This window comes from Mycolicibacillus koreensis, assembly GCF_002104795.1.
Lineage (GTDB): Bacteria > Actinomycetota > Actinomycetes > Mycobacteriales > Mycobacteriaceae > Mycobacterium > Mycobacterium koreense.
Genome location: NZ_NCXO01000002.1, coordinates 1 through 25,736, shown reverse-complemented (window position 1 = coordinate 25,736; position 25,736 = coordinate 1). Strand labels below are relative to the sequence as shown.

The window sequence follows — 25,736 nt, the reverse complement described above, 5'->3', positions numbered from 1 at the left end:
GCCACATGAGCGGACTGCCGTTGCACGGGATCACCGTGATCGCCGTCGAACAGGCCGTCGCCGCCCCGCTGGCGACCCGGCATCTGGCCGATTTGGGTGCGCGGGTGATCAAGGTGGAGCGGTGCGGTGACGGCGATTTCGCCCGCCACTACGACGCGGCGGTACGCGGGCTGGCTTCTCATTTCGTCTGGCTCAACCGCGGAAAGCAGTCCCTCGCCGTCGACCTGAAACACCCCGACGGTGTGGCCGTGGTGCATCAGCTGATCGCCGGCGCCGACGTGGTGGTGCAAAACCTCGCACCCGGCGCGGCGGAACGTCTGGGGCTGGGCGCGCAGCACTTGCGGGAGAAACACCCGAGCCTGATCGTGGCGACTCTGCGCGGTTACAGCGCCACCGGCCCCTACCGGGACCGCAAGGCCTACGACATGTTGGTGCAGGCCGAGACCGGGCTGTGCTCGATCACCGGCACCCCCGACGGGCCGGCCAAGGCCGGTGTCCCCGTCGCCGACATCGCCACCGCGATGTACGCGCTCTCAGCGATTCAGGCCGCGCTGTTCCGCCGGGAGCGCAGCGGACAGGGCGCCACCGTCGAGGTGAGCATGTTCGACGCCACCACCGAATGGCTCGGCCGCCCGATGTACATCCAGCGGTACCGCGGCGAGCAGACCCCGCGAATGGGCATGGGCCACGCCGCGATCGCCCCGTACGACACCTACCCGACCGCCGACGGCCAGATCCTCATCGGCGTGCAAAACGACCGCGGCTGGCGCGCCCTGGTCACCGACGTGTTCGCCGCGCCGGCCCTCGCCGACGATCCGCGGTTCGCCACCAACATCGACCGGGTAGAGCACCGCGGTGAGGTCGACGCGGTCGTCGCCGAGCACACCCGGGTGCGCACCACCGCCGACCTGGAGGAGCGGCTGGCCGCCGCGGGGGTGCCGGCGGCCCGGCTCAACACGATGGCCGATCTCGTCGCCCACCCGGAGTTGGCCGACCGATGGCGGCGCGTCGACACCGAGGCCGGGCCGGTCGACGCGCTGGCGCCGCCGATGGATTTCGCCGATGTCGCCCTGGCGATGGGACCGGTGCCCGCGCTCGGCGAGCACACCGATGCGCTGCTCGCCGAGATCGACCTCACCGCCGAGCGCATCGCGGACCTTCACGCCCGGCGCGTGGTGCAGTAGCGTCGCAACGCATGACCACTTCCGTCGACGCGCGTCCCGCGCAAGTTCGGGCACGCTGGCTGGCCGCGATGCTGCTCGGGGTGGGGGCCACCCACTTCGCCTTTCCGGCGCCGTTCGACTCGATCGTGCCGGTCGAGCTGCCCGGGAAACCGCGGGCCTACACCCACGCCTCGGGGGTCGCCGAGATCGCCACCGGGGCGCTGCTGCTGGCCCCACGCACCCGCCGGCTCGGCGGGCTCGTGGCCGCGATCCTGTTCGTGGCGGTGTTTCCCGGCAACCTCAACGCGGTCCGGCTGTACTGGTCCAAACCGGCAGTGCGGGCGGCGATGCTGGCCCGGCTGCCGCTGCAGATCCCGATGATCACCGCCGCGCTGCGGGTGTGGCGCGCCGGCTGACGACGCACCGCGCTCACACCACCAGCGTCTGGGTGGCGTCGCCCACCGGGCCGGAGCGGTCGAACACGGTGGTGTGCGCCAACGCGCCCTCCCCCGGGGTGACCGTGGTGCGCGAGTCCAGTCCGATCCACGGCCCCGCCGGGTCGCGGTGCAGCGCCACCACCACGTCGCAGTTGATCGCCGGGTACTCGCTCGGCGGGGCGCAGATGCTGATGCCGCTGCCCGAGTCGGCGACGGTGAGCACCCGCTGCCACGGCGTCATCTGCTCACCGGCGACCAGGTCCACTCGCGGACGCGCCCAGGCCCGCGCCGGCCCGAAGGCGGCGAAGTCCCCGGATTCGAACGACCAGTCGATCGCCGACAGGTAGCCGTCGCTGTGGAATCCCGCGGGATACCCGAGTGCCTGGGCGGTGGGCTCAGCACCTTGGGGCCCGGGGGCCTCGGCGGGGAAATCCGCTGTGGCGGCCACCACCCGCCATGCCCGGGCCAACAGCACCGTGTGCCCGCCCGACTGCGCGCGGGCCTGCAGCAGCTGCACCCGTTTACCGGTGCGCACCGCCTCGACGCTGATGTGCAGCGGCGCCACCGGAACGGGACGCAGAATGTCGATGCTGACCCGGGCCAGCCGGTGTCCGTCGCGCGGTTCGTGGTGTTCGAGTTCGCGGGCCATCAGCGCCGAGGGCGGCCCGCCGTGCTGGGCGGTCGGTGTCCATGGCCCGGCGGTCAGCGGCGAGCTGGTGAACACCCCGTCGTCGAGCTGGGTGTAGAACGCGTCGTGATCCACGGGCCTCACGCTACCGAGACCGGTCTCTAAGCTGGATGACCGTGGCCAATGAGGAACAACAGCGGGCATGGGCCGAGCAGGGCGTCGACTGGGTCACCCACGCTGCGATCTTCGAGGCGGTGCTCGCCCCGTTCACCGATGCGGTGTGTGCGGCCGCCGATCTGCACCCCGGCGCCCGGGTGCTCGACGTGGGCTGCGGGTCGGGCGCGTTGTTGCAGCGTGTCACCGAGCGCGGCGCCGACGCGGTCGGTGTGGACATCTCCGAGCCGATGGTGGCCGCGGCGCGCCGACGGGTGCCGACGGCCACGGTGGCGCTCGGCGACGCCCAGACCGTCGATCTGCGCACGCTCGGCGGCGGTGGCGTCTTCGACCGGGTCGTGTCGCGGTTCGGGGTGATGTTCTTCGAGGATCCGGTGGCGGCGTTCGCCAACATCCGCGCCGCGGCCGCACCGGCGGCACGGTTGGCGTTCGTGTGCTGGCGCGACGGCGACAACCCGATGTTCACCGCCGGGGTCGATGTGTTGGCCGCGAAGCTGGAGTCCCCGCCGGCGCCCCCGGAGCCGGGCGCCCCGGGCCCGCTGGCGTTCGGCGACGCCGACCGGGTGCGGGCCATCCTGACCGACGCCGGGTGGGGCGAGGTGGCCGTCGAGGCGTTCGACGGGGTCTGCGATTTCAGCACCGCGACCAGCGACGGCGTCGAGGAACGATTGACGATGCTGCTGGCGAACCGCACCGGCGTGCAGGCCCGCGCCGAGGTGACCGAACGTCACGGCGCCGACGGCTGGGACGCGGTGGTCGAGGAGTTGCGCACGGCGCTGCGCGGGTACCGCGTCGACGGTGTCTTGGCGTTTCCCGGCCACACCTGGGTGGTGACCGCCACCAACCCGGCGGCCTGACCGGACTCCGAAGCGCCTCAGGCGGCGGCGCCGAACCCGTCCCCGGTGCCGGGTGCCGTGACGGTCGTCGACCGCGCGACTCCGTTGGGCAGCGCCAGCCGGCACACCGTGGCCAGGATGCCCAGATACTGGCGCACCAGCGGGCCGGTCGTGTACGGCAGGCCGTAGCGCGCGCAGACGGCCTGCACCCGGTGGGAGATCTCGGCGTAGCGGTTGGACGGCAGGTCCGGGAACAGGTGGTGTTCGATCTGGTAGCTCAGGTTGCCGCTCATGAACGCCATCACCGGGCCGGCATGGAAGTTCGCGGTGCCCAGCAGCTGACGCAGGTACCACTCGGCCTTGGTTTCGCTGTCCAGCACGGCCGCGGTGAAGGTCTGCGCCCCCTCGGCGAAATGCCCGCAGCAGATCACCACGTAGGCCCAGACGTTGCGGATCAGGTTCGCGACCGCGTTGGCGGCAAGGGTGCGCCGCCACCGCCACAGGCTCAGGGCGGGGAAGAACAGGTAGTCCTTGGTCGCCTGGCGGGTGATCTTGGCCGCCAACACGCGACCGCGGGTGGCCCGCTCCGCGGCGTTGGACGCGGCCTGGCGGGTGGAGTGCAGTCCCTGCAGCGCGATGCCCCATTCGAACAGCAACGCCAGCAGGATGCTGCGCACCGGCTGGATCAGGTTGCTGGGGCGCCACCGCTGGTCGCGGGTGACCCGCATCACCCCGAAGCCGAGGTCGTGATCCATGTCGATGATGTTGGTGAACACGTGGTGGCGGTAGTTGTGGGAGTGACGCCAGTGCGCCGACGCGCCCGCCATGTCCCACTCCCAGCTGGTGGAATGGATCTCCGGGTCGTTCATCCAGTCCCACTGGCCGTGGCCGATGTTGTGGCCCAGTTCCATGTTCTCGATGCTTTTCGCCGCCGCCAGCGCGGTGGTGCCCAGCACCCAACCGAGGGTGCCGCGGCTGACCGCGATGGTCAGCCGGGCGGCGGCCTCCAGGCCACGCTGAAAAGCGATCGTGCGCCGGATGTAGGCACGGTCCTTGGCGCCCAGCGAGGCCTCGACGTCGCAGCGGATCGCATCCAGGTCGGCCCCGAGCTCCTCGACGTCGGCGGCGGACAGATGGGCGTAGGCCGCGACGTCGGCTATCGCCATGGCGGGCTCACCGGCGGTGTCGGTGCGGCGGCGTGGCGGGGCTCCCCGGCGGCCGAGGTGTGAGACAACACGTGGTGATCACTTCCGTTGGTGGTGACGCCGACCGGTCCCGCGTGGCGCGGTGTCGGGCAGTGGCGCAGCATCCGGCGCGTTGTTTCCAGCCTCGATGGTCGGCGATCCGCGCGCCCCTGCTACGGGCCTTTCGGCTACACCTTACCGTGTGCCGGCGAGCCGCCCCGGTGCGCGGACTACCCTTCGGCGGCTACCAGCGACCGCAACGCCACCTCGGGGTGGTCCCGTTGGAAGCCCTGCAGCCGCCAACTGTTGGAGAACACCGCCAGGTGCACGCCGTCGGAGCGGGTGAGAACTTCGGCGAGCGCCTGTTTGTCGACGAAGTCGACGTCGGCGGGCTCGGCGATGCGCGCCACCTGATACGGCAGCGACTCCAGCGTGATCGGGGCGCCGAACTCGGTGGCCATCCGGTGAGCGGCCACCTCGAACTGCATCGGACCGACCGCGGCGAGCACCGGCGCCTGCTCGCCCCGGCGATCCGAACGCAGCACCTGCACCACACCCTCCTGGTCGAGCTGTTCGATGCCGCGGCGGAACTGCTTGTGTTTGCTGGGGTCGGTGTTGCGGGCCACCGAGAAATGCTCGGGGGAGAAACTGGGGATCGGCGGGTAGCGCACCGGGGTCTCGCAGTACAGCGTGTCGCCGGGGCGCAGGGCGGCGGCGTTGGCCAACCCGATCACATCGCCGGGCCAGGCGGTGTCGAGGGTGGCGCGCTGTTGACCGAAGACCGACTGGGCGTATTTGGTGACGAACGGTTTTCCGGTGCGCGCGTGGGTGAGGACCTCGCCGCGCTGGAATGTTCCCGAGTACACCCGCGCGTAGGCGATCCGGTCGCGGTGGGCCGAATCCATCCCGGCCTGCACTTTGAACACGAACGCGCTGAACGGGGCGTCGACGTCGCGGCGGACGCCGTCGGCGTCGAGGGCTCCTGACGGCGGCGGGGCCAGCTCGGTGAGCACGTCGAGCAGCTGGTTGACCCCGAAGTTCAGCGCCGCGGAGGTGAACAGCACCGGGGTGGCCGCGCAGTCGAGGAACGCCTGAAGGTCGTGGTCGGCGCCGTCGGCGCTGAGCAGTTCGGACTCCTCGACCGCGGTGTCCCAGTCCGAACCGGCGGCGTCGTGGGCGTCGTCGGGCCCGATGTGTTCCTCGGGGGCGATGGTGGCTCCCCCGGCGGTGCGGGTGAACCGGATGAAGTGCCCCGACCGGCGGTCGAGCACCCCGTGGAAGTCCCCGGCGATGCCGACCGGCCAGGTCAGCGGGGTGGGGCGCAGCCCGATCCGCTCGCTGATCTCGTCGATCAACTCCAGGGCGTGCCGGCCCGGCCGGTCCCATTTGTTGATCACCGTGATGATCGGGATCCGGCGGTGGCGGCACACCTGGAACAGTTTCAGGGTCTGCGGCTCCAGCCCCTTACCGGCGTCGATGAGCATGACCGCGGCGTCCACGGCGGTGAGCACCCGGTAGGTGTCCTCGGAGAAGTCGGCGTGGCCGGGGGTGTCGAGCAGGTTGATCACGCAGTCGCGCCCCGCGTCGCTGCGGTAGGGAAACTGCAAGGCGGTCGACGTGATGGAGATGCCGCGGGCTTTTTCCATCTCCATCCAGTCCGACACGGTGGCGCGCCGGCCCGCCTTGCCGTGCACCGCGCCGGCCTCGGCGATGGCCCGGGCGTGCAGCACCAGCGCCTCGGTCAGGGTGGATTTGCCCGCATCGGGGTGGCTGATCACCGCGAAGGTGCGTCGACGGGCCGCCTCGGCGGCGACCCGGCCGGTGGAGGGTGTGGGGGCGACCGCCGCGGTATCGGAGGCGTTGTCGGTCATGTCGCGAGAAAGTGTAGGGGCCGATCCGGGTGCGGCGATAATCGAGGCCCGGGCCTCAGGCAAGCGGATCATCGCGCGCCGATGATGGGCTCGCTCCGAGCGACCCGTTACACACCGCGACGAACCGGTCCCATTCCGCTGCGGTCGGCAACACCCCGGAGTTGACGACCGCATCCTCACCGACGGCGAGCCCGGGCGCCAGTGGACTCAGCAGCGCCGCGAGATCGGCGATGTGCCCCGCCGGGCTGTCGGCGAAACTCTGATAGACCCGGTCGCGGATCCACTGCACCGCGCGGTCGGCGCCGGCAACCACATCGAGTCCCGGTAACCGCAGCGCACGCCCGCACCGGCGGGCCTGTTCTTCGAAGCGATCGCCCCAGCTCTCGGTCCGCCAGCCCGGCCACACCTTCGGCAGTTCGGTGCAGATACCCATGTTGTCACTGGTGTGCCACTCCCCCACCGTCTTTCGCGCCACATCAACATGGACCCCGCCTTCGGGGATGGTGTGCAACCGGATCCTGCTCAGCCCGGGCCCGGGGAGCCGGTCCAACAGGGCCGGGCCGTGCCAAGCCTTGCTGAGTTGCCACCACAGCGGCCACAGCCGCAGCCTCCCGGCGTCGTTGACGACCGAGACCAGGTGACACAGCGTGTTGCGTTTTTTCGCCAATCGCAGTTGTGGGATGACATCACCGCGCCCCACGTAGCCGTCGACGCCGACGTAGGCGGCCAATTCGGCGAGCCCGTCGTAAGCCCAGCCAACCGAGTACCCGCGCCACAGGTCCGGAAGAACGGCCAGCATGGCACGCCGTTGAGCCATATCGACCATCAACTCATCACCGAAGAACAGCAGGCGGGACCGGTCCAGGTCGATGAGCACGCCGCCGTCGGCCCAGGCGGGATCGAGCCACTGGGACTGACTGCACGCCCGCAGCGAACCCGCATAGCGCAGCGCCAGCTCCGGGCCCCCGATCAGCGCGTCGAGGATCCGGCACCCCGCCCAGTGCGCGTAGTACAGCCGCCAATCTCCGTTTTCCACGACGACGAAGTTCGCTCGATTCCCCATCACGCACCTCCCGGTTGGCGACGAGTATGGAGCGGCGGGCCGAGTGCAGGTAGTCACCGCCACGGTGGCTGTGGATGGCGAGGTCCGCGTCGCCGGTCGCGTGGTTGCTCACTGGTTGCGTTGCTCGGCAACGAAACGGTCCCATTGCGCGCGGCGCTGATCCATCGACCCGCGATAGCGCCCGCGCGACTGTTCGTGGTGGCGGGCGGCTCTGGCCGCCTGATCGGGGCTGCGACACGGCTCGAAATAGTCGCAGTGCAGACACACCGCGGACGCATCGGCGATCACCGCCTCCACGACCGCGCCGGGGTGCCGCGTCGGCCAGCGGTGCGGGTCGCTGCCGTGCACGGTCTCGTAGGTGCGGCGCGCGTTTTCGCGGTCCCTCCACAGCAGGCGGGCGACGTTCACCCCGGTGGAGGCGCGTTTCCAGTTGATCCAGCCGGAGATCATCGCCGGTGCGAACAGCACCTCCCAGTACGGGCCCCAGCTGGTGCGTCCGTACTCGGAGAATCTTTTCGCCGGTGTTCTCGGTTCGCGCGGTGCACCGGTGTTCATGGTGCGCTGGCGGCGATGACGTGAACCTCGGGCATGGTGCCCTCCCACTTCCGGGGCCTCGGACCCGAGGCGCTCTTGCGACCGCCGGGTGACGTTCGGCCGCTTCGTCATCCGAGCCACCCACGAGCGTGGGGTTGGCGCGCCATCCAGTCGGAGCTTGTCGACGACGTCTCGTGAAGCTGCACCCAGTGTAGTTTGCGCAGCCGACAGCGGCGCTCTTCAGTCGAGCGCGACCGGGTCGAGGTCGCGGATCGCGTGGCGCGGCCCGGTGAGGTGGGCGTGGGCCCACGCGGCGACCTGATCCTCCTGGGTGAAGATCACCACCTGCCGCTCGGCGGCGATCTGCAGCAGCAGATCCAGGATGGCGTCGGTGCGTACCGCGTCGGCGTGCACGGTGACGTCGTCGAGCAGCAGCGGGCAGATGTCGTGGTCGGCGGTGAGATGATCGGCCAGCGCCACCCGCAGCAGCAGGTACACCTGTTCGGCGGTGCCGTGGGACAGCAGATCGGCTCGCCGCCACCGCCGCGACGCACCGCACACCTGCACCCCGAGGGTCTGCGGGTCGACCAGCACATCGGTGTAGCGCCCGCCGGTGACCGCGGGCAGCCAGGTCCGCAGCGTGGCCGCCAGCTGCGGGGCGATGTCGCGGTGCACGCGGGTCTGCGCCTTCTCGAGGAACGTCCGCGTCAACTCCAGGGTCTCTTTGAGTTCCAGCACCCGATGCAGCTCTCCGCGGGCCCGGGCGAGGTCTTCCTCGGCTTCGGCGACACTGCCGAGGTTCATCGCCATCTGCCGCACCTCACCTTCTTCGGTGTGCGCCCGCGCCGACGCCCGGTCCGCGGCCTGCCGAAGTGCCGGCAGGTTCACCGCACTCGATGTCTGCTGCGCCGCTTCCAGTAGCTCCGCGTCGACGCCGTCGGCGAGCTCTGCCGCCCGGGCGGCGGCGTCGTCGGCGGCCCGGCGCAAATCAGCCGGTGTCGCACCACCGAGCAGAGCCTGCAGCTCGGCCCACTCCTGTTGTGCGGTGCCGAAGTCCGCCAGCCGCGACTGTCGTCGGGTCATCCAGTCCTGCAGCGCCGCAACGGTATCCTGCGCGGTCTCGGCGACGATTGCGCACCGGTCGGCGGCGGCCCAGACCGCCTCGGCGGCCTGGGCGCGGGCGTGTTCGTCGGAGGCGACGCGGCGTTCGACGGCCTGGGTGGACGCCAGCTGCTGGAGAAGGTCGTCGCGGCGGGCGGCCTGGGCGGCTTGGGCGGCGCGCTGTCGGCACGCCTGCCGATAGTGTTCGACCCCGGCGCGCAGCACCTCCTGTGTCGAGCCCTCTGGTGGGTGACCGCGGGCGGTCAGGGCGTTATGCAGATCGATTGCGCTGGCCTGCAGTGCATCCCGAAGTTCCTCCTGCCGGATGTGTTCGTGGTGCAGGGCGGATGCCCGAGCCCGCGCGACCGGGATCGCGCGCAGCGCCGCCGGGTCGGCGGGCACGCCGAGTTCGATGCAGCGGGCGGCGGCCTTCTCACGCCGACTGGCCTGATCGGCGGTGTGTGCCTGCGCGGCCTGCACGTGCGCTTCGGCGCGGGCGAGATCTCGTGTCACCGCGCCGGTTCCGCCGCGGTGTCGGTGCACCGCACCGGCGAGCATCAGCGCGATACCGGCGATCAGGGCGAGCACCCCGACTGGCCGGCTCACGGTGGCCGCCAACGCCGACCCGGTGACGGCGACGGCGACGCCGGCGGCGATCACCGCCACCGACGGACGCGAGTGTGTCTGCTCGGCGGCGCGCCGTGCCCGGGTCTCGCGGTCGATCAGCTCCGCAGGCACTTCGGGCACCGGGGTCTGCAGGGTGCGGGCCAGATCGAGCAACTCGTCGTCGTGCGCGTCGACCTGGGGTGCCGCGTCGGTCTCCGGGTGTGGCCGTGGGTAGGACTCCAGTTGGGTGGCGGCTCGCGTCCACCGCTCGGCGGCTTGCAGCACGCTCGGGTGCTCTTGGGTGTCGCCGTGCGGGGGGGCGGGTAGGGCATCGATGTCCTGCTGGATGCGGGACGCGGAGCGCTCCGGTGGACCCGGCGGTGCCGGGCGTGAGCGCCACTGCGTCAATGCCGCAGACACCTGGTGGGCCAGCGCGTCGCCGTCGGCGCCAGAGGGTGGCGGCGTGTCGCCGTAGCGGGTGTGGAGTTCAGCGGCGCGGCGGGCCCGGTTCTGCGCCTCGACCGCCGCTGCGGCCGCCTCAGCGGCCTCGTGGGCGCGGACTTGGGCTGCCGCGGCGGCCGCTTCGCCGTGGAGGCGCTCGACCTCCTCGACCCGGGACAGGTATGCGTCGTGGGCTCGGATTCGCTGCTCGTAGTCGTGTTGGCGTGCCGCGAGTGCGTCTTTGGCGGCTCGCAGCGGTCGGGTCGTGTTGGCCCGGTCGAGCCCGACGTGCTCGCGGGCATAGGCGTCGATACGGTCCAGGGCGGTGTTGGCCGTCGATGCCGCACCCGCGGTGGCCGCGGCCCGCTGCAGGTAATCCTGCAGCCCGTCGGCGTGGTCGCGGACGCGCAGCATCTGTCCCTGCTCGATGCAGGCGGTCGCGACGAAGGTGGTGCGGTCCAGCCCGAGCCAGGTGGCGGCGTCGGGGGCGCCGTCGTTGATGATCTCCGCGGAGATGTCGCGGCCCAGCACCAGATCTTTGGCGTGGCAGTCGATTTTGCCGGCGAGGTCTTGACGCAGTTCGATGTCGCGGCCGTCGTCGAGCCGGATCTGCGCGGTCACCAGCCAGTCCCCGTGGCCCCACGGTTTGTGCAGGTCGATGAAGCGTTGCTCGTCGGCGCGGGGTTTGCCCCGGCCGCGGCGTCGCCCGCAGAGCGCGGCGAAGATCGCCGCATGCCAGGAGGATTTCGCCGACTCGTTGTCGCCGATGACGACGGTCATTCCCTCGGCCAGCTCCAGGGTCTGGTTGTGCAGCGGGCCGAACGCGTGGGCGTTCACCGACCGGATCCACATCAGTGCACCTCCAGCTCACCGGTGCGCCCATCGAGGGCGCGCAGCCCGGTGAGCAGGACGCGGTGGCGCTGGTCGTCGTCGAGGGTGTCGTCGGCCAGCACGTCGCGGACGAACTGTCCGCGCACGGTCGCCTCGGTGGTTAGCTGTTCGTAGTCGTCGGTCAGCGCCACGGTCAGCGCGCCGAAGCGGGTCACCAGCGCCTCCAGATTCGCCGGACGGGCCGCGTCGATGTCGGCTGCGCGCAGGTCGACGTCGGGGCCGAGCGCACCGTGCAGGGTGACCCGCACATAGCCGCAGAGGTCTGTGAGCGCGTCGAGGACCTTTTGGCGGGCCTGCCCGGCGTGGGTCACGCCGGTGATGTCGACGTCGATGTCGGCGACCGTGGAGGTCGCTGTCGGCAATCGCTGTCGGGTGATGGCGCCGTCGCCGGCGATCGTGACCAGTACCGCTTCGCCGGGCCAGCTCTCCCCGAAGGTCAGCGGGTCGGGGTTGCCCGGATAGGTGTGATCGGGTGCGTCGACGGGGTGATGGAAATGGCCGAGAAGTGCGTGGTGCAGCCCGGATCGGCGGATCTGATCGGCCCGAAACGGTGCGTGGGGCACTTTGTCGGTGTGTTGGATCGCCAGGTCGCCCTGGGCGGAGCCGTGGAAGAGACCGAGGTGCACACCGCCGCGGTCGACGCGGAAACCGTCGAGGAACCCGCGGGTGTTCGCCGGTGCGCCGTGGGCGGCACCCCACAGCGTGAGACCGTCGGCCAGGGTGATCGGTTGCAGCTCGTCGGTGTCGAAGATGTGCACGTTCGGTGACCAGGCGACCTGGCGGTAGAGGCTCTTCGGGCCGAACCAGTCGTGGTTGCCGGGGGCGAGATACACCGGCAGCGGGGCGATCTCGGCGAACGTGGTGCGCAGGAACTCCGCGGTGTCGGGGGTGAACCGCTCCTGCTCGTACAGATCCCCGCCGCAGGTAAGGGCATCGACTTGCTGCTCGACGGCGAGGTGGCAGATGCGCTGCAGTGTCGCCCGCAGCGCGTGGCGGCGGGCACGTGCCTGCGGGCGGGTCGCCCAGCCGAACAGCGTGTCGAGGTGCAGATCCGCGAAGTGCAGCAGCTTCATGGGGTCGGTTTTCTGCTGCACCGTGGTTTCACTCGCGGGTTGGTCGCGCTGTTGTCGTTGCGCACATTGCGACGCGGGGCGCCGATGCCGGCGCGGTTTTGCTGCCGGGGCGCTTCGGGCATTGCGGACTCCTCGTCGGTTGGCTGCTTTCTGGACGGTAGCGGGTAATACCGACAGTCGTCCGCGAGAACCGCGCTGGATCGTCGACTACCGGTAGGTGTCGCTGCGTTTGGCGACAGTGAAAATGATGATGGTCTGCTCCGCATCGTTGATCTCGTACACGATGCGGTACTGCCCAAACCTGATCCGCCAGTCGTCGTGGGCTCCGATGAGTTTCTTGGCATCGTTCGGGCGCGGATCGTGCGCCAGCCCGATGATCCTTTGCAACGCGGTCTCGAACGTCTCGCGGGGCAGGCACTGCAGTTGTTTGAGGACGTCGGGGTGGAAGGCGACCTTCACGACACGACAACCGACGCGGCGTCCACGCCGAGCCGGTCGAGCATCTCCGACATCGACAGGCTGCGGAAATAGGCTGCGGAAATCTGTTGAACGGATGGTCTGCAGGCGCAACGCATCGACGATGTCGGCGTGTTCGTGTAGGCGCTCGTAGTCGGCCAGCACATCGTTGGGTCGTTAGCGCAGCTTGGCGCGCAACGTCGCCGACGAGCTTGACCCCTGCGGAGGTAGCCGGCGGCACCTGCCACAGCACCTCGGCCGTCTCGAGGCAGGGAGACGATGGCGCCGCGCAGGGCGGCGACCGGGGCGTACCGGCGTCGGTGACCCGTGCCTCAGCCGTAAACCGTAGACCCGGCCGGGCTCAACAAACTGGGCGTCCACCAAACTAGGGAGGTTCAGACATTGGGGCCCGTGGGTGGTCGACTCGGCGTGTAAGTACCCCTCTCGTCACTCCCCAGGACCCGCCTACATCCCCAACCTCACCGCCTCACCCCGAACGGGCTCAGGGGCTTGCAATCGGAAATGGTCAGTAAAGTCCGAGACCAAGTCAGGCCGGGACTACGATCCCGGTCAGCCCGCCGCCCGGAACTCCGCGAACCGCTCCGCCAGCCGCTCCCGCGCCGGCCGGTCACTGCGACGCCCCGGCAAGGTGATCCGCCGTCCGTCCATCTCCTGTAGCCCATAGCGCAGCATCGGCCCGTCGACCTCTTCCATCAAATCCCGGTTGATCCGCACTTGGTAATCCGGGGAGATCCCGAGCAGGTTCGCGTCGTAGGCGGCGTGATGGATCTTGCACAGACTCAGTCCGTTCTCGACTACCGGCAGACCGTTCGGCTTGTCGTCACCGATGATGTGCGCAGCGTCCAGCAGCTTGCCGTGTTGGAGGCGACAGACCGTGCACCGCTCGGCATAGGCGAGCATGACCCGACCGCGGAACTCCGGCTGATGCAGCCGCTGTTTTATCGCACGCCGTGCATACTCGCGCTCGATCGGCGCCAGGTGCAGCGGATCGGCGACTGAACGCAGGCCCTCGTCGAGCGCGATCACGAACCGGCGGTTCGGCAGATCGTCAGCGACGACATACACCGGAAAAATCGGCACGTACACACCGGTACCGATCTTGCGGAGCAGGATGATCGGCAACCCGAGTTCGTAGGCGCGGCGCAGCTTCAGATTGTCGCCGTCCGTGCTGCCCGCACGGTAGTCGTAGGCGAACAGTGAATCACTTACCTGCGTATCGGCATACGGCCCGTCCGGACTCGACACAACTGACAGGGTTGCCGCCATTTCCCGGGGATTCCAGATGCCGCGGTTCCGGTCGATGACCCGTCGCGGCTGCCCACCGACGTGCAGCGCCTCAAGTTGAGCCCGGGTAACGACGCCGTGATCGGCGACGAGTTCGGCGAGGCGCTCAAAAATCATCTCGCGCAGCTGCAACTCGACCGCGCTGTCCATGGTGAAATCTTGTCATGCGGCGGCCAACTTCATTCTGCAATGGCTGATACCCTGATCCGCTGCTGCCTGGGGCCAGGTTGTCGCGACGATCCTAGAGACTGGGCTACGCACAGCCACCTAAATGCTGGCCACCCTTGTCACAGCAGGACCCCGAATCTCACAACAGGTCGGCCCGGTCGAAGTCCTGCTGCAGTCGCGGATGGCTCCGGCGCTGATCACCACCAAGGGCGAGAAGCTCGTCGACCAGTGAGGCCTCAGCTGATCTCGCGACTAGGTTGCGCCTCTTTCAGCCAGCGGGCTCGGCATCGGCATGGGAAATGGCGATCAAGACCCGCGCCGGAAAGCTTCCCGGCGGCGATGCGCTGCTGTCGGTGTGGGAGGAGAACCTGGTGAACATCCGGGCGCAAGCGATCGACATCGCCGCAGCGGACGCGATCATGGCGGGCACCCTGCCGTGGCCGCACCGCGATCCGTTCGACCGGATGCTGGTCGCCCAGGCCGCCCGCCGCGGCCTGACGCTGGCCAGCGGCGACCCGGCCGTGCTCGCCGGGGCGATGTCGGCGTCCCTCGACACCCGCCACTGAAAACCCTCACCCCTTCAACAACGCCCCCACGCTCCCCGACCGCCACTCCCTGTCGGTCTCGGTGCGCTGCCCGGAGGAGTTGAGCACCCGCGCGGTCGCCGCCTGCGACACCCCGCAGGCGTTCACCAGCCACCGCACATAGTCGGTCACTTGAGGTTTTCGGTAGCGCCACGGCACGTGGGCCGGCGGCAGCACCGGCGGGCCCGCACTCTCCCCGCCGCGGTGATCGTCGCCGCTCACCGACGTGCGCCGGGTACCGACCGTGCGTGCCGCCGCGGCCACCAGCGTCCGTTCGATCTCCGCGCTCAGCTTCTTCACCCCGGCCGCGGCCAGCGCGGCGTTGTCCAACGCGTCGACCGCCCGCACCTCGGTGCGCAGCGCCCAGTCGATCTCGTTGACCCCACTCTTGGTGGGCAACGCCGCGAGCTTCTGGCCTGCCAGCAGGTTCAGCCCGTGGCGCTGCAGCACCAGGCTGATCCGCCGCGGGTGCTGCTCACGCCCCAAATCGGGGCTCAGAAACGGCACCCAGATGTCCAGGTGATCGGCGATGGCTCTGGTCAGGGCGGCCACCACCGCGGCGACCCCGGTCAGATCGGCGGTGCGGCCGGGCTCCCACACGTCGAACGCGTAGATGTCGGCGATCGCGTAGCCACGCCGCTGGGCGGTCGCGGTCAGCTCGTCGCAGTGCGCCATGGTGTCGGTGTCGCCGAGGAGAAGTACCGACGGCGTCCGCGTCCACGGCCCCACCAGTGATGTCATCGCTTGCCTCCCGATGTCGTCAGGCCCCCACCCGGAGGCGCTCTTACCGGTGCCGGTCGGCACCGGTCGCTTCGTCATCCGAGCCACCCACGAGCGTGGGGTTGGCGCGCCGCCCAGTCGGAGCTTGTCGACGGCGACTCATGAAGCTGCCCTTACGGTATCGCCGACCTCTGACATTCCTGGCCCGCCGAAACCGCGAGCTACCGGAGCCGGCGGACCGTCCCGGATTCTGCGCTCGCCCACCGCATCGAGTCCGCCGCACCGGAGCACGGTCACGCGGCAGCAGGTCACCCACACCCCCAGTCCAGCGAAGTGTCGCTGCGAGGCGGGCACCAGCGGCCACTACAGATACGCGCCGATCGGCGCTGCGGCATCATGGCCGAATGTCCTACCGTTTCCCGGCCCTCGCCGACGTCATCGCCACCCTGAAGGTGGAGCCGCTCACCGAGCACCGCTTCCGCGCCACCCAGTTGGACAATCCGGCGCACCACATCGTCGGCGGGCACATCGCCGGGCAGGCGCTGATGGCCGCCGCGCTCACCGCGCCGGGACGTGTCCCGCACAGCGCGCACACCTACTACGTGCGCGCCGGGGACGCGAGCCGCCCGGTCGAGCTGCGGGTGGCGGTGATCCGTGACGGCGGCACATTAGCCACCCGGCAGGTCACCGCCCACCAAGACGACACGATCCTGCTGGAGACCCTCGCCTCGTTCAGCACTGACATCGACGCCTTCGACTACCACCGGCCCCCGCCGGATGTCCCCGACCCGGACACCCTCCCGCCGGTGCAGCAGCAGCTGGCCGGCTACGCCGACGAGCACGGCGGGGTGTGGACCCATCCCCGCCCGTTCGAGCTGCGCTACATCGACGCCCCACCGCGGCTGGCCCAGGATCTGCCCGACCCGCCGCCGCGGACCCGGCTGTGGTGGCGGCCGAGCGAACCGGTGCCGAACGACCCGGTGCTGGCCCCGTGCCTGCTCACCTACCTGAGCGGGGTCACGATGCTGGAGTCCGCGCTGGTGGCCCGCCGGGCCACCCAGGTCAGCACGTTCAACGCGCTCATCGACCACGCGCTGTGGTTTCAACGCCCCGTGGACCTGTCCGATTGGGTGCTCTCCGACCAGTCCTCACCCAGCGGGACCGGTGGGCGCGGCCTGGTCAACGCCACCATGTACAACCGCTCCGGACACCTGGTGTGCACCGCCACCCAAGAGCTGTACTTCGGCCGCGGGTAGCGCCGCGACGATCAGCGCACCCCAGCCATCAACCGCCGCACCACCGGCGAACACAACGCCAACACCACCCCGGCCAGCACCGAGACCGCCCCGAGCGACCCGAAGTAGGGAACCTCGCGGGCCGGGTCGTAGTGGCCGGCCAGGATGCCGGCGCCGGTGGTGCCCAGCGACACCGACAGGAAGAACAGCGCCACCATCTGGGTGTGAAACGCCTTGGGCGCCAACTTGGTGGTCACCGACAGCCCGATCGGGGAGATCAGCAACTCGGCGACGGTGAACAACGCCACGATGCCGACCACCGCCGCCAGCGGCACCCCGGCGCGCCCGGCCAGCGGCACGAACCCCCAGAACGCCACCCCCATGATCGTCAACCCGAGGGCGAACTTCGTCGGTGTTCCCGGCTGGCGATTCCCCAGCCGCGTCCACAGCGCGGCGAACACCCCCGACAGCGCCACGATGAACACCGGGTTGATCGCCAGCACCCAGCTCGGCGGGATCTGCCAGCCGAGAATCACCCGGTTCACCCGCTGATCGGCGTAGAGCGCCAACACGGTGAACTGTTGCTGGAACAGCGCCCAGAACACGATGCTGGCCGAAAACAGCGGCAAGAACCCCAGCACGCGACGCCGTTCCACCGCGTCCAGGCGCCGACTGGACAGGATGACGATGAGGTAGCCGAGGGCGGCCAGGCCCGCGGCGGCCGCCATCACCGTCGCCAGGTTCGCCGCGGTGATCACCCCGTCGCCCACCAGCGCGCCGATCACCACGGCCAGCCCGATCGCCGCCATCACCACCCGGCGCCGCCACTGCGGGGCGAGCGGGTTGGCCACCTCGTGTGCGGAGGCGGGCAACCCGCGGCGGGTCGCCGCGTACTGGCCCAACCCGGCAGCCATCCCGACCGCGGCCGCACCGAAACCGATGTGAAATCCCCAGCGACTCTGCAACAGACCGGTCAGCAGCGGACCGAGTAGAGCCCCGATGTTGACCCCGAGATAGAACAGCAGGAACCCGGCGTCGCGGCGCGGATCGTCGATGCCGTACAGCGAGCCGACCAACGCGGTGGCGTTGGCTTTGACCCCGCCGCTGCCGAGTGCGATCAACACCAGACCAGCGGCGAGCCCGCCGGTTCCCGGTGCCAGCGCCAACACCACATGCCCGGCCATCACCGCCACCGCGGAGCCGAACAGCACCCTCTCGCAACCGAATACTCGGTCGGCGAGCCACGCGCCGACGATCGTCGCCAGATACACCCCGCCGCCGTAGGCGCCGACGATCCCGGTGGCCACCGTGACGTCGATGCCCAGACCACCACGGCTGGCGGCGTAGTACATGTAATACAGCACGATGCCTTGCATCCCGTAGAACGAGAAGCGCTCCCACAGCTCCAACCCGAACAGGTTGGCCAGCATCCGCGGATGGCCGAAAAAGCCGCGCGGTGGGGGTTTTCGGGTTTCGGACACCGGCCGGCGACCCCGGTTCAGCGGAACCGGTTGAGCGACGGGAACTTATCGATCACCCGATCCCGCAGCCGCGGAGGCGGCGGGGGCGGAGCCGGTGGCGGGACGTACACCGGCTCGGGGGCGGCCTCCGGCGCCGGTGGGGGCACCTGCTCGGGGGCCGGCTCGTCGAGCACCGGCGGTGCCTGCGGGGCCGGTTCGACCACCGCGGGCGGCTGCGGGTGCCGCGGGGCATCCGGGGCCGGCGGCTGGCGCTTCGGGTGTTCGGCGACGGTGGCGGGACTGGCCGGTTTGGGGTCGGGGGCCGAATCACGGGTCGATGCGCCGATCGACACCCCGGCGATGGCGACCGCGCCGGCGGCCACGGCGGCGATCAGCGCCGCCGGCAGCGCTTTGCGCCGCGGCTTGGCCACCGGTGCGGCGGCGGTGACCGCGCGGGCGGCGGCCAACGCCACCCCGCGGGGCAGCGCGAACGCCGCCTCGCTGGCGGTGATCACCGGCTGGGTCGCGGTCTGTTCGACCGCGGCGACCAGCGCGTCGACGTCCCCGGAGCCGAGCACGAAGATCGCATCCGGGCGCGGGCGCACCGCGGCGACCCGGGCGGCGACGTCGGCGATCAGGTCCGAAGAATCGGGGCGCTCGACGCGCTCGACGGTCAGGCGCTGTGAGCCGACCGTCGCGACGGCGGTGGCGTCGGGCTCGATGTCGCAGACCACCACGAACGGGCAGCCGGCCCGTTCGGCGACGCCGGCGGCGAGCACCTTGAGCGCGTCGTTCTGGGTGATCGCCACCTCGCGGGACCCGATCCCGTGGGTTTTGCAGGCGGCGTGCACCGCCATCGCGGCGCTCTCCCCCGCCGCCGACCAGCTCAGCCCCACCGCGTGCAGCCGGTGGGCGTCGACCAGCTCCGCGATCAGCGGCTCGGGGTCGAATCCGGCCGACTCGTCGATCGCCAGCACGCCGCTGTCGACCGTCGCACCGGCGCCGGTGGTCCCGTCGATGAGCACCCAGCGCAGCTCCGCAGCACTGATCGCCAGACCGAGCACCCGGTCCACGGCCCACCTCCCATCCTGCGACGATCCCGCGATTACCCCGCGCCGACCCGGCGCCGGCCCGGCGCCACTCCTGCCCGGAAACCGGGTCCGAGGCTACCGGGAATCCCCGAGCGGCCCGGAGCGGCCCGAATCCGCGACGGCCCGACCCGGTACCGTGCAGGTATGGCTTTGCCCCCGGATGTCGTATCCGGGCCGAGCCCTATCCCCACGGTGACCGGTGCCCACGGCGGCCACGGTGCTGTTCCCCACCCACTGCCTCGCCGCCCGCTTCCGAAGGAGCCGACGGCCGGCGACACCGTCTGAGCCGGGATGGGTCCCCGCTGATGCGTGTTGACGGCCGCGAGGTCGAGGTCACCGGCGATCTGCTGCAACCGTTGACCCGGCGCACCGGTGATCTGCTGCGCCTGGCCGCCGCGCTGGCGGTGCTGACGCTGGTGATCGCCAGCTCACTGATCACCCGACCGGAGTGGGTGGCGCTGGAGAAATCCCTGTCGCAGGTGCTCGGCCCGCTATCGGCGACCCAGGGCCACGTGGTGCATGTGGCCTACGGGGTGGCGCTGCTGGTGTTGCCGTTCGTGATCCTGGTGGCCTTACTCATCTCCGGGCATCGTCGTCTGCTCGGCGCCGCGCTGGCCGCCGCGGCGGCCGCGGGGGTGATCATGTCGATCCACGGCACCAGCATCCGCCCGCCGCGCTGGAACCTCGACCTGCCGCACGAGCCGGGCAGCGTGCTGGTGCAGTTCCTCGATGACTCCCGCTGGGTGGCGATGCTCGCCGCGCTGTTGACGGTGGCCGGGCCGTGGCTGCCGGTGCGCTGGCGGCGCTGGTGGTGGGCGCTGCTGCTGGCGTTCGTGCCGGTGCACCTGGCGATCAACGCGGTCGTGCCGCCCCGATCGGTGCTGGGCCTGACGGTCGGTTTCCTCGTCGGTGCGCTGGTGGTCCTCGCCGTCGGCACCCCCGCGTTGGAGGTGCCGCTCAAAAGCGCGGTGCGCGCCCTGGCCGGGCGCGGCTACGTGGTGTCAGCACTCACGGTGCTGCGTCCCGCGCGCCGCGGTGGGCTGCTGCTGTTGGCGCGCGCCACCGGACCGGACCCGACCCGCGAGGCCACCACCTCAGTGCTGCTGGAGCTGTACGGGCCGCATCAACGCAGCGGCGGGGTGCTGCAACAGATCTGGCACAAACTGCGGCTGCAACCCACCGAAACCGCCCCGCTGCACGCCTCGATGCGCCGTCTGGTCGAACATCGCGCGTTGATGTCGATCGCGATCGGGGCGGCCGGGGTCGCCAACACCGCCCCGCTGGCCGCCGACGAGCTCGATCGCGGCTGGACGCTGTACGCCTACCGGCCCGTGCACGGCACCCCGCTGGCCGAGTGCGCCGACACGACCGCGGTGCACCGGGTATGGGAGTCGCTGCGCCGACTGCACGACCATCGCATCAGCCACGGCGATCTGCGCGCCGACAACATCACCGTCGTCCACGACGGTGACGCGCTGCAGGTGCTCTTCGGCGGGTTCGCCAACGCCGAATACGGCGCCAACCCCGCGCTGCTGGAATCCGACATCGCCCACCTGCTGGTGACGACCGCCCAGGTGTATGACACCGAGTCGGCGGTGACCGCGGCGATCGACGTCTTCGGTGCCGACGCGGTGCTCACCGCGTCGCGTCGGCTCACCAAAACCGCGGTGCCCGGCCGCATCCAACGCTCGGTGCCCGACGTCGGGGCGCTGATCGCCGCGATCCGCGCCACCGTGATGCAGCACACCGGCGCCGACCAGATCGAACCGGCGGCGATCACCCGGTTCACCCGCAGCCAACTGATCCAGCTGGCACTGCTGGTCGCGCTGGTCTACGTGGCCTACCCGTTCCTCAGCGCCGCACCGTCGTTTGCCTCCCAGATCGTCGAAGCCAACTGGTGGTGGGCGCTGGGCGGGCTGGCGGTGATGGGCGGCACGTTCGCCGCGGCGGCGACCGCGCTGTGGGCCTCCGCCGACGGGTTGGTCAGCTGGCGGCGGTTGACGCTGATGCAGGTGGGCAACACCTTCGCCGCGACCACCACCCCGGCCGGGCTCGGCGGGCTGGCGCTGTCCACCCGGTTCCTGCAGAAAAGTGGCCTGCCGGCGCTGCGGGCCACCGCCGCGGTGACGTTGCAGCAGGTGGTGCAGGTGCTGGTGCACCTGGTGCTGCTGGTCGCGGTCGTGGCCGCCGCCGGCAGCTCCACCCAGCTCGCCAGCTTCGTGCCCGACGCCAGTGTGCTGTACCTGGTCGCCGGGATCGTGCTGGGGCTGATCGGCATCAGTGTGCTGGTGCCGCGGCTGCGCCGCTGGCTGGCGACCTCGGTGCGCCCGAAGCTGCAGGAGGTCACCGCCGAGTTGGTGGAGGTGATCCGCCAACCCAAACGGCTGGCGCTGATCGTGCTCGGCGACGCCGGCACCACCCTCGGTTCGGCGGTGGTGCTGTGGATGAGCATCCACGCGTTCGGCGGGATTGTCGGGTTCGCCACCGTCGCGATGGTGACGATGGTCGCCGAGACCCTCGCGTCGGCGGCACCCACCCCCGGCGGGGTCGGCGCGGTGGAAGCCGCCGTCATCGGGGCGCTGGCCGCGTTCGGGGTGCCCGCGGCCCTCGCGGTGCCCGCCACCCTGCTGTATCGGGTGGTCAGCTGCTGGATCCCGGTGTTCGCCGGGTGGCCGGTGATGCGCTGGCTGACCCGCAACGATTTGATCTGATCCCGCCGAAACGGTTGTCACCGGCAGCGTTGTGGGTCGATGCTGGGCAGCAGGACGCGCTGGCGCAGCGCAGGATTGAGGAGCGTGACCATGGAGGTACTGCGAACCCCCGAGTCGCGGTTTGCGAACCTGACCGGCTACCCGTTCGCCCCGCACTACCTGAGCGTCGCCGCCGACGACAGTGCGCCGCTGCGGATTCACTACGTCGACGAGGGCCCCGCCGACGCCGCCCCGATCGTGCTGCTGCACGGCGAGCCGACATGGAGCTACCTGTACCGCACCATGATCCCGCCACTGGCCGCCGCCGGGCATCGGGTGCTCGCGCCGGATCTGATCGGGTTCGGCCGCTCCGACAAACCCGCCCGCATCGACGATCACAGCTACCTGCGTCACGTGCAGTGGGTAACCGACTGGATCGAGAACCTCGACCTGCACGACGTCACCCTGGTCGTGCAGGACTGGGGGTCGTTGATCGGGCTGCGCATCGCCGCCGAGCACGGTGATCGGGTGGCGCGCATCGTGGTGGCCAACGGCTTCCTGCCCACCGCCGACCGCCCGGTTCCGTTCGCGTTCCGCGTGTGGCGGACCTTCGCCCGCTTCACCCCGGTGCTGCCGACCGGCCGGCTGGTGTCGGCGGGCACCGTGCACCCGGTGTCGGCGGCGGTGCGCGCCGGCTACGACGCCCCGTTCCCCTCCCAGCGCTATCAAGCCGGGGCGCGGGCCATGCCACGGCTGGTGCCGACCGACCCCGACGACCCGGCGGTGCCGGCCAACCGCGCGGCCTGGGAGACGTTGGGGCGCTGGGACAAACCTTGCCTGGCACTGTTCGGGGCGCGCGATGCCATCCTCGGGCGCGCCGACCGCCCCCTGATCGCGCACATCCCCGGCGCGGCCGGTCAGCCGCACGCCCGGCTCAACGGCGGCCACTTCGTGCAGGAGGACTGCGGCCCCGAGCTCGCCGAACGGATCCTGGCCTGGCACAACCGGTGAGCCGCACCGAACCGGTGCGGCCGCGCACCCCACCGGGGTGGACCTGCATCGGCTGCGGCGGGCCCGCACCGTTCGTGTCCTGGGCGAGCTACCGGCTGCCCGACGGGTCGACCTACGAGTGGCGCGCCCGCCCGCACCGCAAACGCGCCGGGCCGCACCGGCTGGCCTGGTGGCTGGCCGTGCTGTTTCTGATCGGGTCGGCGCTGTTCGTCGCCGGGGCGGCCGGGTCACTGCTGCCGTCGCTGTTCGGCGGGCAGTGGCGCATGTCGCTGTTCGCCGAGGGCTGCTATTTCACCGGGCGCTGCTGTTCACCGCCGCCACCTACGGACTGCTGCTCGAGGCGCTCAACACCGACCCCGACGTCGTGCTGGACGGCACCGCCGCGCAACGCCGCCGGTTCCGCTGGTTTGTCCGCTCCCCCGCCGAGCTCACCCGCCTGGAGGTGGCGATCCCGGTGGTGTTCCTCGTCGGGTCGGTGACCTTCAACTACGAGACCACCGGCGCGCTGGGTCACCTGCTGCACCTTCTGCCCCGGGTCGGTCTGTGGCAGGCCACCATGGTCGGGTCGGTGCTGTTCCTGGCGGCCTCGGTCCTGCAGTTCATCGAGGCCGGTCACCGCTACGTCAGCCTGGAGGCCCGCGACATCTCCTGGTGGATCGGGGCGACGTTCGTGGTGGGTTCGGTCGGGTTCGTCGTCGGTTCGCTGCCCGGGCTGGGAACCCCGGGGCTGCCCGCCGCCACCCAGGACGCCGGGGCGCTGATCGTCAAGGTCGGGTTCCTCGCCGGTGCGCTGGCCTACCTCGCCGGCAGCTACCTGATGCTTCCGGAGTTGGTCGCCCAGCTGCGCGCCGCGCCGGCACCCGAGACCCGCTGACGACGCCGGCGACCGTATCGTCGCCCGGGACACCAACCCGCGGGAGGATCCCGATGACCGCTGCGCATCCGTTCGACCACGCCGTGCACCTCGATCCCGTCGGGGACCCCGCCGACACCGTCCGGGGGCACACCCACCCGGACTGGGCCAACATGGTCGGCCCGTTCGGCGGGATCACCGCAGCGACCCTGCTGCAGGCGGCGGCCACCCACCCGGAGGCGACCGGCGACCCGGTGGCGCTGACGGTGAACTTCGCCGGCCCGATCACCGACGGCGCGTTCACCATCAGCCGCCACGCGGTGCGCACCAACCGCAGCAACCAGCACTGGTCGCTGGAGCTCACCCAGGGCGACGCGGTCGCCACCACCGCCACCGCGGTGTTCGGCGCCCACCGCGACACCTGGGCCGACACCGAGATCACCGCCCCGGCAGCGCCGGCACCCGAGCAGGTGGACCGTGGCGGGCTGATCGATTCGATCGCCTGGGCCAAGCGCTACGACATGCGTTTCACCGACGGTGCGCTGCCCGCCGACGGCACCGGATCACCGTCGTCGGTGACCACCCTGTGGGTGCGCGACAGCGCAGGACGCCCGCTGGATTTCCCGGCACTGGCCGCACTGTGCGACGTGTTCTACCCGCGGGTGTTTTTGCGCCGCGGCGGGTTCACCCCGGCCAGCACGATCTCCCTGACCACCTATTTCCACATCGACGCCGCCGAGTTGGCTGAGCTGGGCAGCGATTACCTGTTGGCCAGTGCGCACGCCAACCGGTTCTCCCGCGGTTATTTCGACCAGAGCGCACACCTGTGGTCGCGCACGGGTCAACTGGTGGCCAGCACTCATCAACTGGTGTATTTCAAAACCTGAACCGGCCCGTCACAACCCGGTCACGCTGGGCGCGTCGGCGTCGCCCCGGCGGAGTGGAGCCGATAGCTTCCCGTTGCCACGACAGATGGGAAGCCCGATGCACCAGGCCGACACCCACGGCGCACTGCACCGCACCCTGCTGGCGGTGCTGGGGGCGCTGCTGCTCACCGCGACAGTCGTGAACCCGCTGGCGGTACCGAGCGCCGCGGCGTTCTCCCCCGAGGGCCTGCCGGTGGAATACCTGCAGGTGCCGTCGGCGGCGATGGGCCGCGACATCAAGGTGGAATTCCAAGGCGGCGGCCCGCACGCGCTGTATCTGCTCGACGGGCTGCGCGCCCAGGACGACTACTCCGGGTGGGACATCAACACCGCCGCGTTCGAGTGGTACCACGACTCGGGGCTGTCGGTGGTGATGCCGGTCGGCGGCCAGTCCAGCTTCTACACCGACTGGTACAAGCAGGCGTGCGGCACCAACGGCTGCCAGACCTACAAGTGGGAGACGTTCCTCACCCAGGAGCTGCCCACCTACCTGCAGACCGAGAAGCAGGTCTCCACCACCGGCAACGCGGTCGTGGGGCTGTCGATGTCGGGGGGCACCGCGCTGACGTATGCGATCTGGCATCCCGAGCAGTTCGCGTTCGCCGGGTCGCTGTCGGGCTTTTTGAACCCGTCCAACGGGTGGTGGCCCACGTTGATCGGGTTCGCGATGAAAGATGCCGGCGGCTTCAACGGCACCGACATGTGGGGCCCGGCCGCCGATGTGGCGTGGCGACGCAACGACCCCACCGTCAACGTCGCCCGACTGGTCGCCAACAACACCGCGGTCTGGGTGTACTGCGGCAACGGCACCCCCTCAGATCTCGACACCGCCGGCGGCAACGCCGGGACCGCCTTCAGCGCCCAGATGCTGGAGAACATCACGGTCAGCTCCAACAAGGACTTTCAGAAGAAATACCTCGCCGCCGGTGGGCACAACGCGGTGTTCAACTTCCCCACCAACGGCACGCACAGCTGGGGCTACTGGGGTGCACAGCTGCAGGCGATGAAATCGGATCTGCTCAAGGTGCTCAAGGTGGGCCAGGAGGAGGAAACACCTGCGCCGACACCGGACCCGGCTGACCCGGCGAACCAGGCTGCCCCCGGCACGGCGCCGACACCGGCGAACCCCGCTAATCCGGCTGTTCCGGGCAACCCGGCTGTGCCGCAGGTTCCCGCCAACCCGGCGAATCCGGCGGTACCGCGGACTCCCGCCAACCCCGCTTACCCCGCGAACC

23 protein-coding genes and 2 riboswitches are annotated in these 25,736 nt (G+C 70.6%); of the genes, 11 read left to right on the top strand and 12 right to left on the bottom strand.

Annotated elements, in window-relative coordinates; genetic code table 11:
* The first annotated feature begins 5 nt into the window (after positions 1–5).
* Both B8W67_RS01160 and B8W67_RS01155 read left to right on the top strand, forming a co-directional pair.
* Complete coding sequence (locus tag B8W67_RS01160) at positions 6–1,184, top strand: CaiB/BaiF CoA transferase family protein (protein WP_085301914.1); 1,179 nt, start codon at positions 6–8, stop codon at positions 1,182–1,184.
* Between the two features lie 11 nt (positions 1,185–1,195).
* Positions 1,196–1,579 (top strand): DoxX family protein, encoded by a 384-nt coding sequence (locus tag B8W67_RS01155; protein ID WP_069392413.1) that lies wholly within the window; start codon positions 1,196–1,198, stop codon positions 1,577–1,579.
* A 13-nt stretch (positions 1,580–1,592) separates the two neighbouring features.
* On the opposite strand, the gene B8W67_RS01150 is transcribed toward B8W67_RS01155, so the two are convergent.
* On the bottom strand, positions 1,593–2,363 hold the full coding sequence (locus B8W67_RS01150) for a thioesterase family protein (RefSeq protein WP_069392412.1): 771 nt from the start codon (positions 2,361–2,363) through the stop codon (positions 1,593–1,595).
* 35 nt (positions 2,364–2,398) lie between these two features.
* Between B8W67_RS01150 and B8W67_RS01145 the strand changes: the two genes are divergently transcribed.
* Positions 2,399–3,259 carry a class I SAM-dependent methyltransferase gene (locus B8W67_RS01145; protein WP_275080362.1) on the top strand — a complete coding sequence of 287 codons (861 nt, stop codon included), beginning with the start codon at positions 2,399–2,401 and terminating at the stop codon, positions 3,257–3,259.
* Positions 3,260–3,276: 17 nt separating this feature from the next.
* Here B8W67_RS01145 and B8W67_RS01140 read toward each other — a convergent pair whose 3' ends face one another.
* From B8W67_RS01140 to B8W67_RS01105, 8 genes are all read right to left on the bottom strand, one after another.
* On the bottom strand, positions 3,277–4,404 hold the full coding sequence (locus tag B8W67_RS01140; protein ID WP_085301912.1) for a fatty acid desaturase family protein: 1,128 nt from the start codon (positions 4,402–4,404) through the stop codon (positions 3,277–3,279).
* 248 nt (positions 4,405–4,652) lie between these two features.
* Positions 4,653–6,293: a peptide chain release factor 3 gene (locus B8W67_RS01135; RefSeq protein ID WP_085301910.1), complete on the bottom strand. Its 1,641-nt coding sequence runs from the start codon at positions 6,291–6,293 to the stop codon at positions 4,653–4,655.
* 55 nt (positions 6,294–6,348) lie between these two features.
* Positions 6,349–7,356, bottom strand: coding sequence for a hypothetical protein (locus B8W67_RS21195; RefSeq protein ID WP_174254740.1), 1,008 nt, complete (start codon positions 7,354–7,356; stop codon positions 6,349–6,351).
* Positions 7,357–7,464: 108 nt separating this feature from the next.
* The gene (locus tag B8W67_RS01125; RefSeq protein ID WP_197747556.1) at positions 7,465–7,911 is read right to left on the bottom strand and encodes a hypothetical protein; all 447 of its coding nucleotides are present in this window, start codon (positions 7,909–7,911) and stop codon (positions 7,465–7,467) included.
* Between the two features lie 66 nt (positions 7,912–7,977).
* Positions 7,978–8,090: riboswitch (SAM riboswitch) on the bottom strand.
* A 40-nt stretch (positions 8,091–8,130) separates the two neighbouring features.
* Positions 8,131–10,890 (bottom strand): ATP-binding protein, encoded by a 2,760-nt coding sequence (locus B8W67_RS01120; RefSeq protein ID WP_085301908.1) that lies wholly within the window; start codon positions 10,888–10,890, stop codon positions 8,131–8,133.
* Positions 10,890–12,023 carry a metallophosphoesterase family protein gene (locus B8W67_RS01115; RefSeq protein WP_234806629.1) on the bottom strand — a complete coding sequence of 378 codons (1,134 nt, stop codon included), beginning with the start codon at positions 12,021–12,023 and terminating at the stop codon, positions 10,890–10,892. Before B8W67_RS01115 ends, B8W67_RS01120 begins: the two co-directional genes overlap by 1 nt.
* A gap of 186 nt (positions 12,024–12,209) precedes the next feature.
* Positions 12,210–12,623 (bottom strand): type II toxin-antitoxin system RelE family toxin, encoded by a 414-nt coding sequence (locus B8W67_RS01110; protein ID WP_085301906.1) that lies wholly within the window; start codon positions 12,621–12,623, stop codon positions 12,210–12,212.
* A 405-nt stretch (positions 12,624–13,028) separates the two neighbouring features.
* Positions 13,029–13,913, bottom strand: coding sequence for an HNH endonuclease (locus B8W67_RS01105; protein ID WP_085301895.1), 885 nt, complete (start codon positions 13,911–13,913; stop codon positions 13,029–13,031).
* A 121-nt stretch (positions 13,914–14,034) separates the two neighbouring features.
* On the opposite strand from B8W67_RS01105, the gene B8W67_RS21485 reads away from it, so the two are divergent.
* Entirely contained in the window at positions 14,035–14,163 is a 129-nt protein-coding gene (locus B8W67_RS21485) for a hypothetical protein (RefSeq protein WP_264033440.1), read from the top strand.
* Positions 14,164–14,188: 25 nt separating this feature from the next.
* Complete coding sequence (locus tag B8W67_RS01100; RefSeq protein ID WP_338043096.1) at positions 14,189–14,497, top strand: PIN domain-containing protein; 309 nt, start codon at positions 14,189–14,191, stop codon at positions 14,495–14,497.
* 6 nt (positions 14,498–14,503) lie between these two features.
* Here the strand turns inward: B8W67_RS01100 and B8W67_RS01095 are convergent, their stop codons facing one another.
* A complete protein-coding gene (locus B8W67_RS01095) occupies positions 14,504–15,334 on the bottom strand; it encodes a hypothetical protein (RefSeq protein ID WP_163797175.1) in 831 nt (276 codons plus the stop codon).
* Positions 15,291–15,402: riboswitch (SAM riboswitch) on the bottom strand. Its footprint overlaps the gene before it by 44 nt.
* A gap of 237 nt (positions 15,403–15,639) precedes the next feature.
* Between B8W67_RS01095 and B8W67_RS01090 the strand changes: the two genes are divergently transcribed.
* A complete protein-coding gene (locus tag B8W67_RS01090) occupies positions 15,640–16,491 on the top strand; it encodes an acyl-CoA thioesterase (RefSeq protein WP_085301891.1) in 852 nt (283 codons plus the stop codon).
* 11 nt (positions 16,492–16,502) lie between these two features.
* Here the strand turns inward: B8W67_RS01090 and B8W67_RS01085 are convergent, their stop codons facing one another.
* The gene (locus tag B8W67_RS01085; protein WP_264033441.1) at positions 16,503–17,951 is read right to left on the bottom strand and encodes a peptide MFS transporter; all 1,449 of its coding nucleotides are present in this window, start codon (positions 17,949–17,951) and stop codon (positions 16,503–16,505) included.
* A gap of 17 nt (positions 17,952–17,968) precedes the next feature.
* On the bottom strand, positions 17,969–19,003 hold the full coding sequence (locus B8W67_RS01080; RefSeq protein ID WP_085301887.1) for a DUF7159 family protein: 1,035 nt from the start codon (positions 19,001–19,003) through the stop codon (positions 17,969–17,971).
* Positions 19,004–19,326: 323 nt separating this feature from the next.
* Between B8W67_RS01080 and B8W67_RS01075 the strand changes: the two genes are divergently transcribed.
* The 5 genes from B8W67_RS01075 to B8W67_RS01055 all read left to right on the top strand — a co-directional run.
* Positions 19,327–21,732: a lysylphosphatidylglycerol synthetase family protein gene (locus B8W67_RS01075; protein WP_085301885.1), complete on the top strand. Its 2,406-nt coding sequence runs from the start codon at positions 19,327–19,329 to the stop codon at positions 21,730–21,732.
* Between the two features lie 90 nt (positions 21,733–21,822).
* A complete protein-coding gene (locus tag B8W67_RS01070) occupies positions 21,823–22,722 on the top strand; it encodes a haloalkane dehalogenase (RefSeq protein ID WP_085301883.1) in 900 nt (299 codons plus the stop codon).
* A 256-nt stretch (positions 22,723–22,978) separates the two neighbouring features.
* Positions 22,979–23,596: a hypothetical protein gene (locus tag B8W67_RS01065; protein WP_085301881.1), complete on the top strand. Its 618-nt coding sequence runs from the start codon at positions 22,979–22,981 to the stop codon at positions 23,594–23,596.
* 53 nt (positions 23,597–23,649) lie between these two features.
* A complete protein-coding gene (locus tag B8W67_RS01060; RefSeq protein ID WP_085301879.1) occupies positions 23,650–24,462 on the top strand; it encodes an acyl-CoA thioesterase in 813 nt (270 codons plus the stop codon).
* Positions 24,463–24,547: 85 nt separating this feature from the next.
* Positions 24,548–25,736, top strand: a 1,189-nt coding sequence (locus B8W67_RS01055; protein ID WP_420845598.1) for an esterase family protein, incomplete at its 3' end; no start/stop codon positions are given.

Coding starts and splice junctions, on each gene's coding strand:
- B8W67_RS01160 (WP_085301914.1), top strand. CDS start 6: ATGAGCGGACTGCCGTTGCACGGGATCACCGTGATCGCCGTCGAACAG.
- B8W67_RS01155 (WP_069392413.1), top strand. CDS start 1,196: ATGACCACTTCCGTCGACGCGCGTCCCGCGCAAGTTCGGGCACGCTGG.
- B8W67_RS01145 (WP_275080362.1), top strand. CDS start 2,399: ATGACCGTGGCCAATGAGGAACAACAGCGGGCATGGGCCGAGCAGGGC.
- B8W67_RS01140 (WP_085301912.1), bottom strand. CDS start 4,404: ATGGCGATAGCCGACGTCGCGGCCTACGCCCATCTGTCCGCCGCCGAC.
- B8W67_RS01135 (WP_085301910.1), bottom strand. CDS start 6,293: ATGACCGACAACGCCTCCGATACCGCGGCGGTCGCCCCCACACCCTCC.
- B8W67_RS21195 (WP_174254740.1), bottom strand. CDS start 7,356: ATGGGGAATCGAGCGAACTTCGTCGTCGTGGAAAACGGAGATTGGCGG.
- B8W67_RS01125 (WP_197747556.1), bottom strand. CDS start 7,911: ATGAACACCGGTGCACCGCGCGAACCGAGAACACCGGCGAAAAGATTC.
- B8W67_RS01120 (WP_085301908.1), bottom strand. CDS start 10,890: ATGTGGATCCGGTCGGTGAACGCCCACGCGTTCGGCCCGCTGCACAAC.
- B8W67_RS01105 (WP_085301895.1), bottom strand. CDS start 13,913: ATGGACAGCGCGGTCGAGTTGCAGCTGCGCGAGATGATTTTTGAGCGC.
- B8W67_RS21485 (WP_264033440.1), top strand. CDS start 14,035: ATGCTGGCCACCCTTGTCACAGCAGGACCCCGAATCTCACAACAGGTC.
- B8W67_RS01095 (WP_163797175.1), bottom strand. CDS start 15,334: ATGACGAAGCGACCGGTGCCGACCGGCACCGGTAAGAGCGCCTCCGGG.
- B8W67_RS01090 (WP_085301891.1), top strand. CDS start 15,640: ATGTCCTACCGTTTCCCGGCCCTCGCCGACGTCATCGCCACCCTGAAG.
- B8W67_RS01075 (WP_085301885.1), top strand. CDS start 19,327: ATGCGTGTTGACGGCCGCGAGGTCGAGGTCACCGGCGATCTGCTGCAA.
- B8W67_RS01070 (WP_085301883.1), top strand. CDS start 21,823: ATGGAGGTACTGCGAACCCCCGAGTCGCGGTTTGCGAACCTGACCGGC.
- B8W67_RS01060 (WP_085301879.1), top strand. CDS start 23,650: ATGACCGCTGCGCATCCGTTCGACCACGCCGTGCACCTCGATCCCGTC.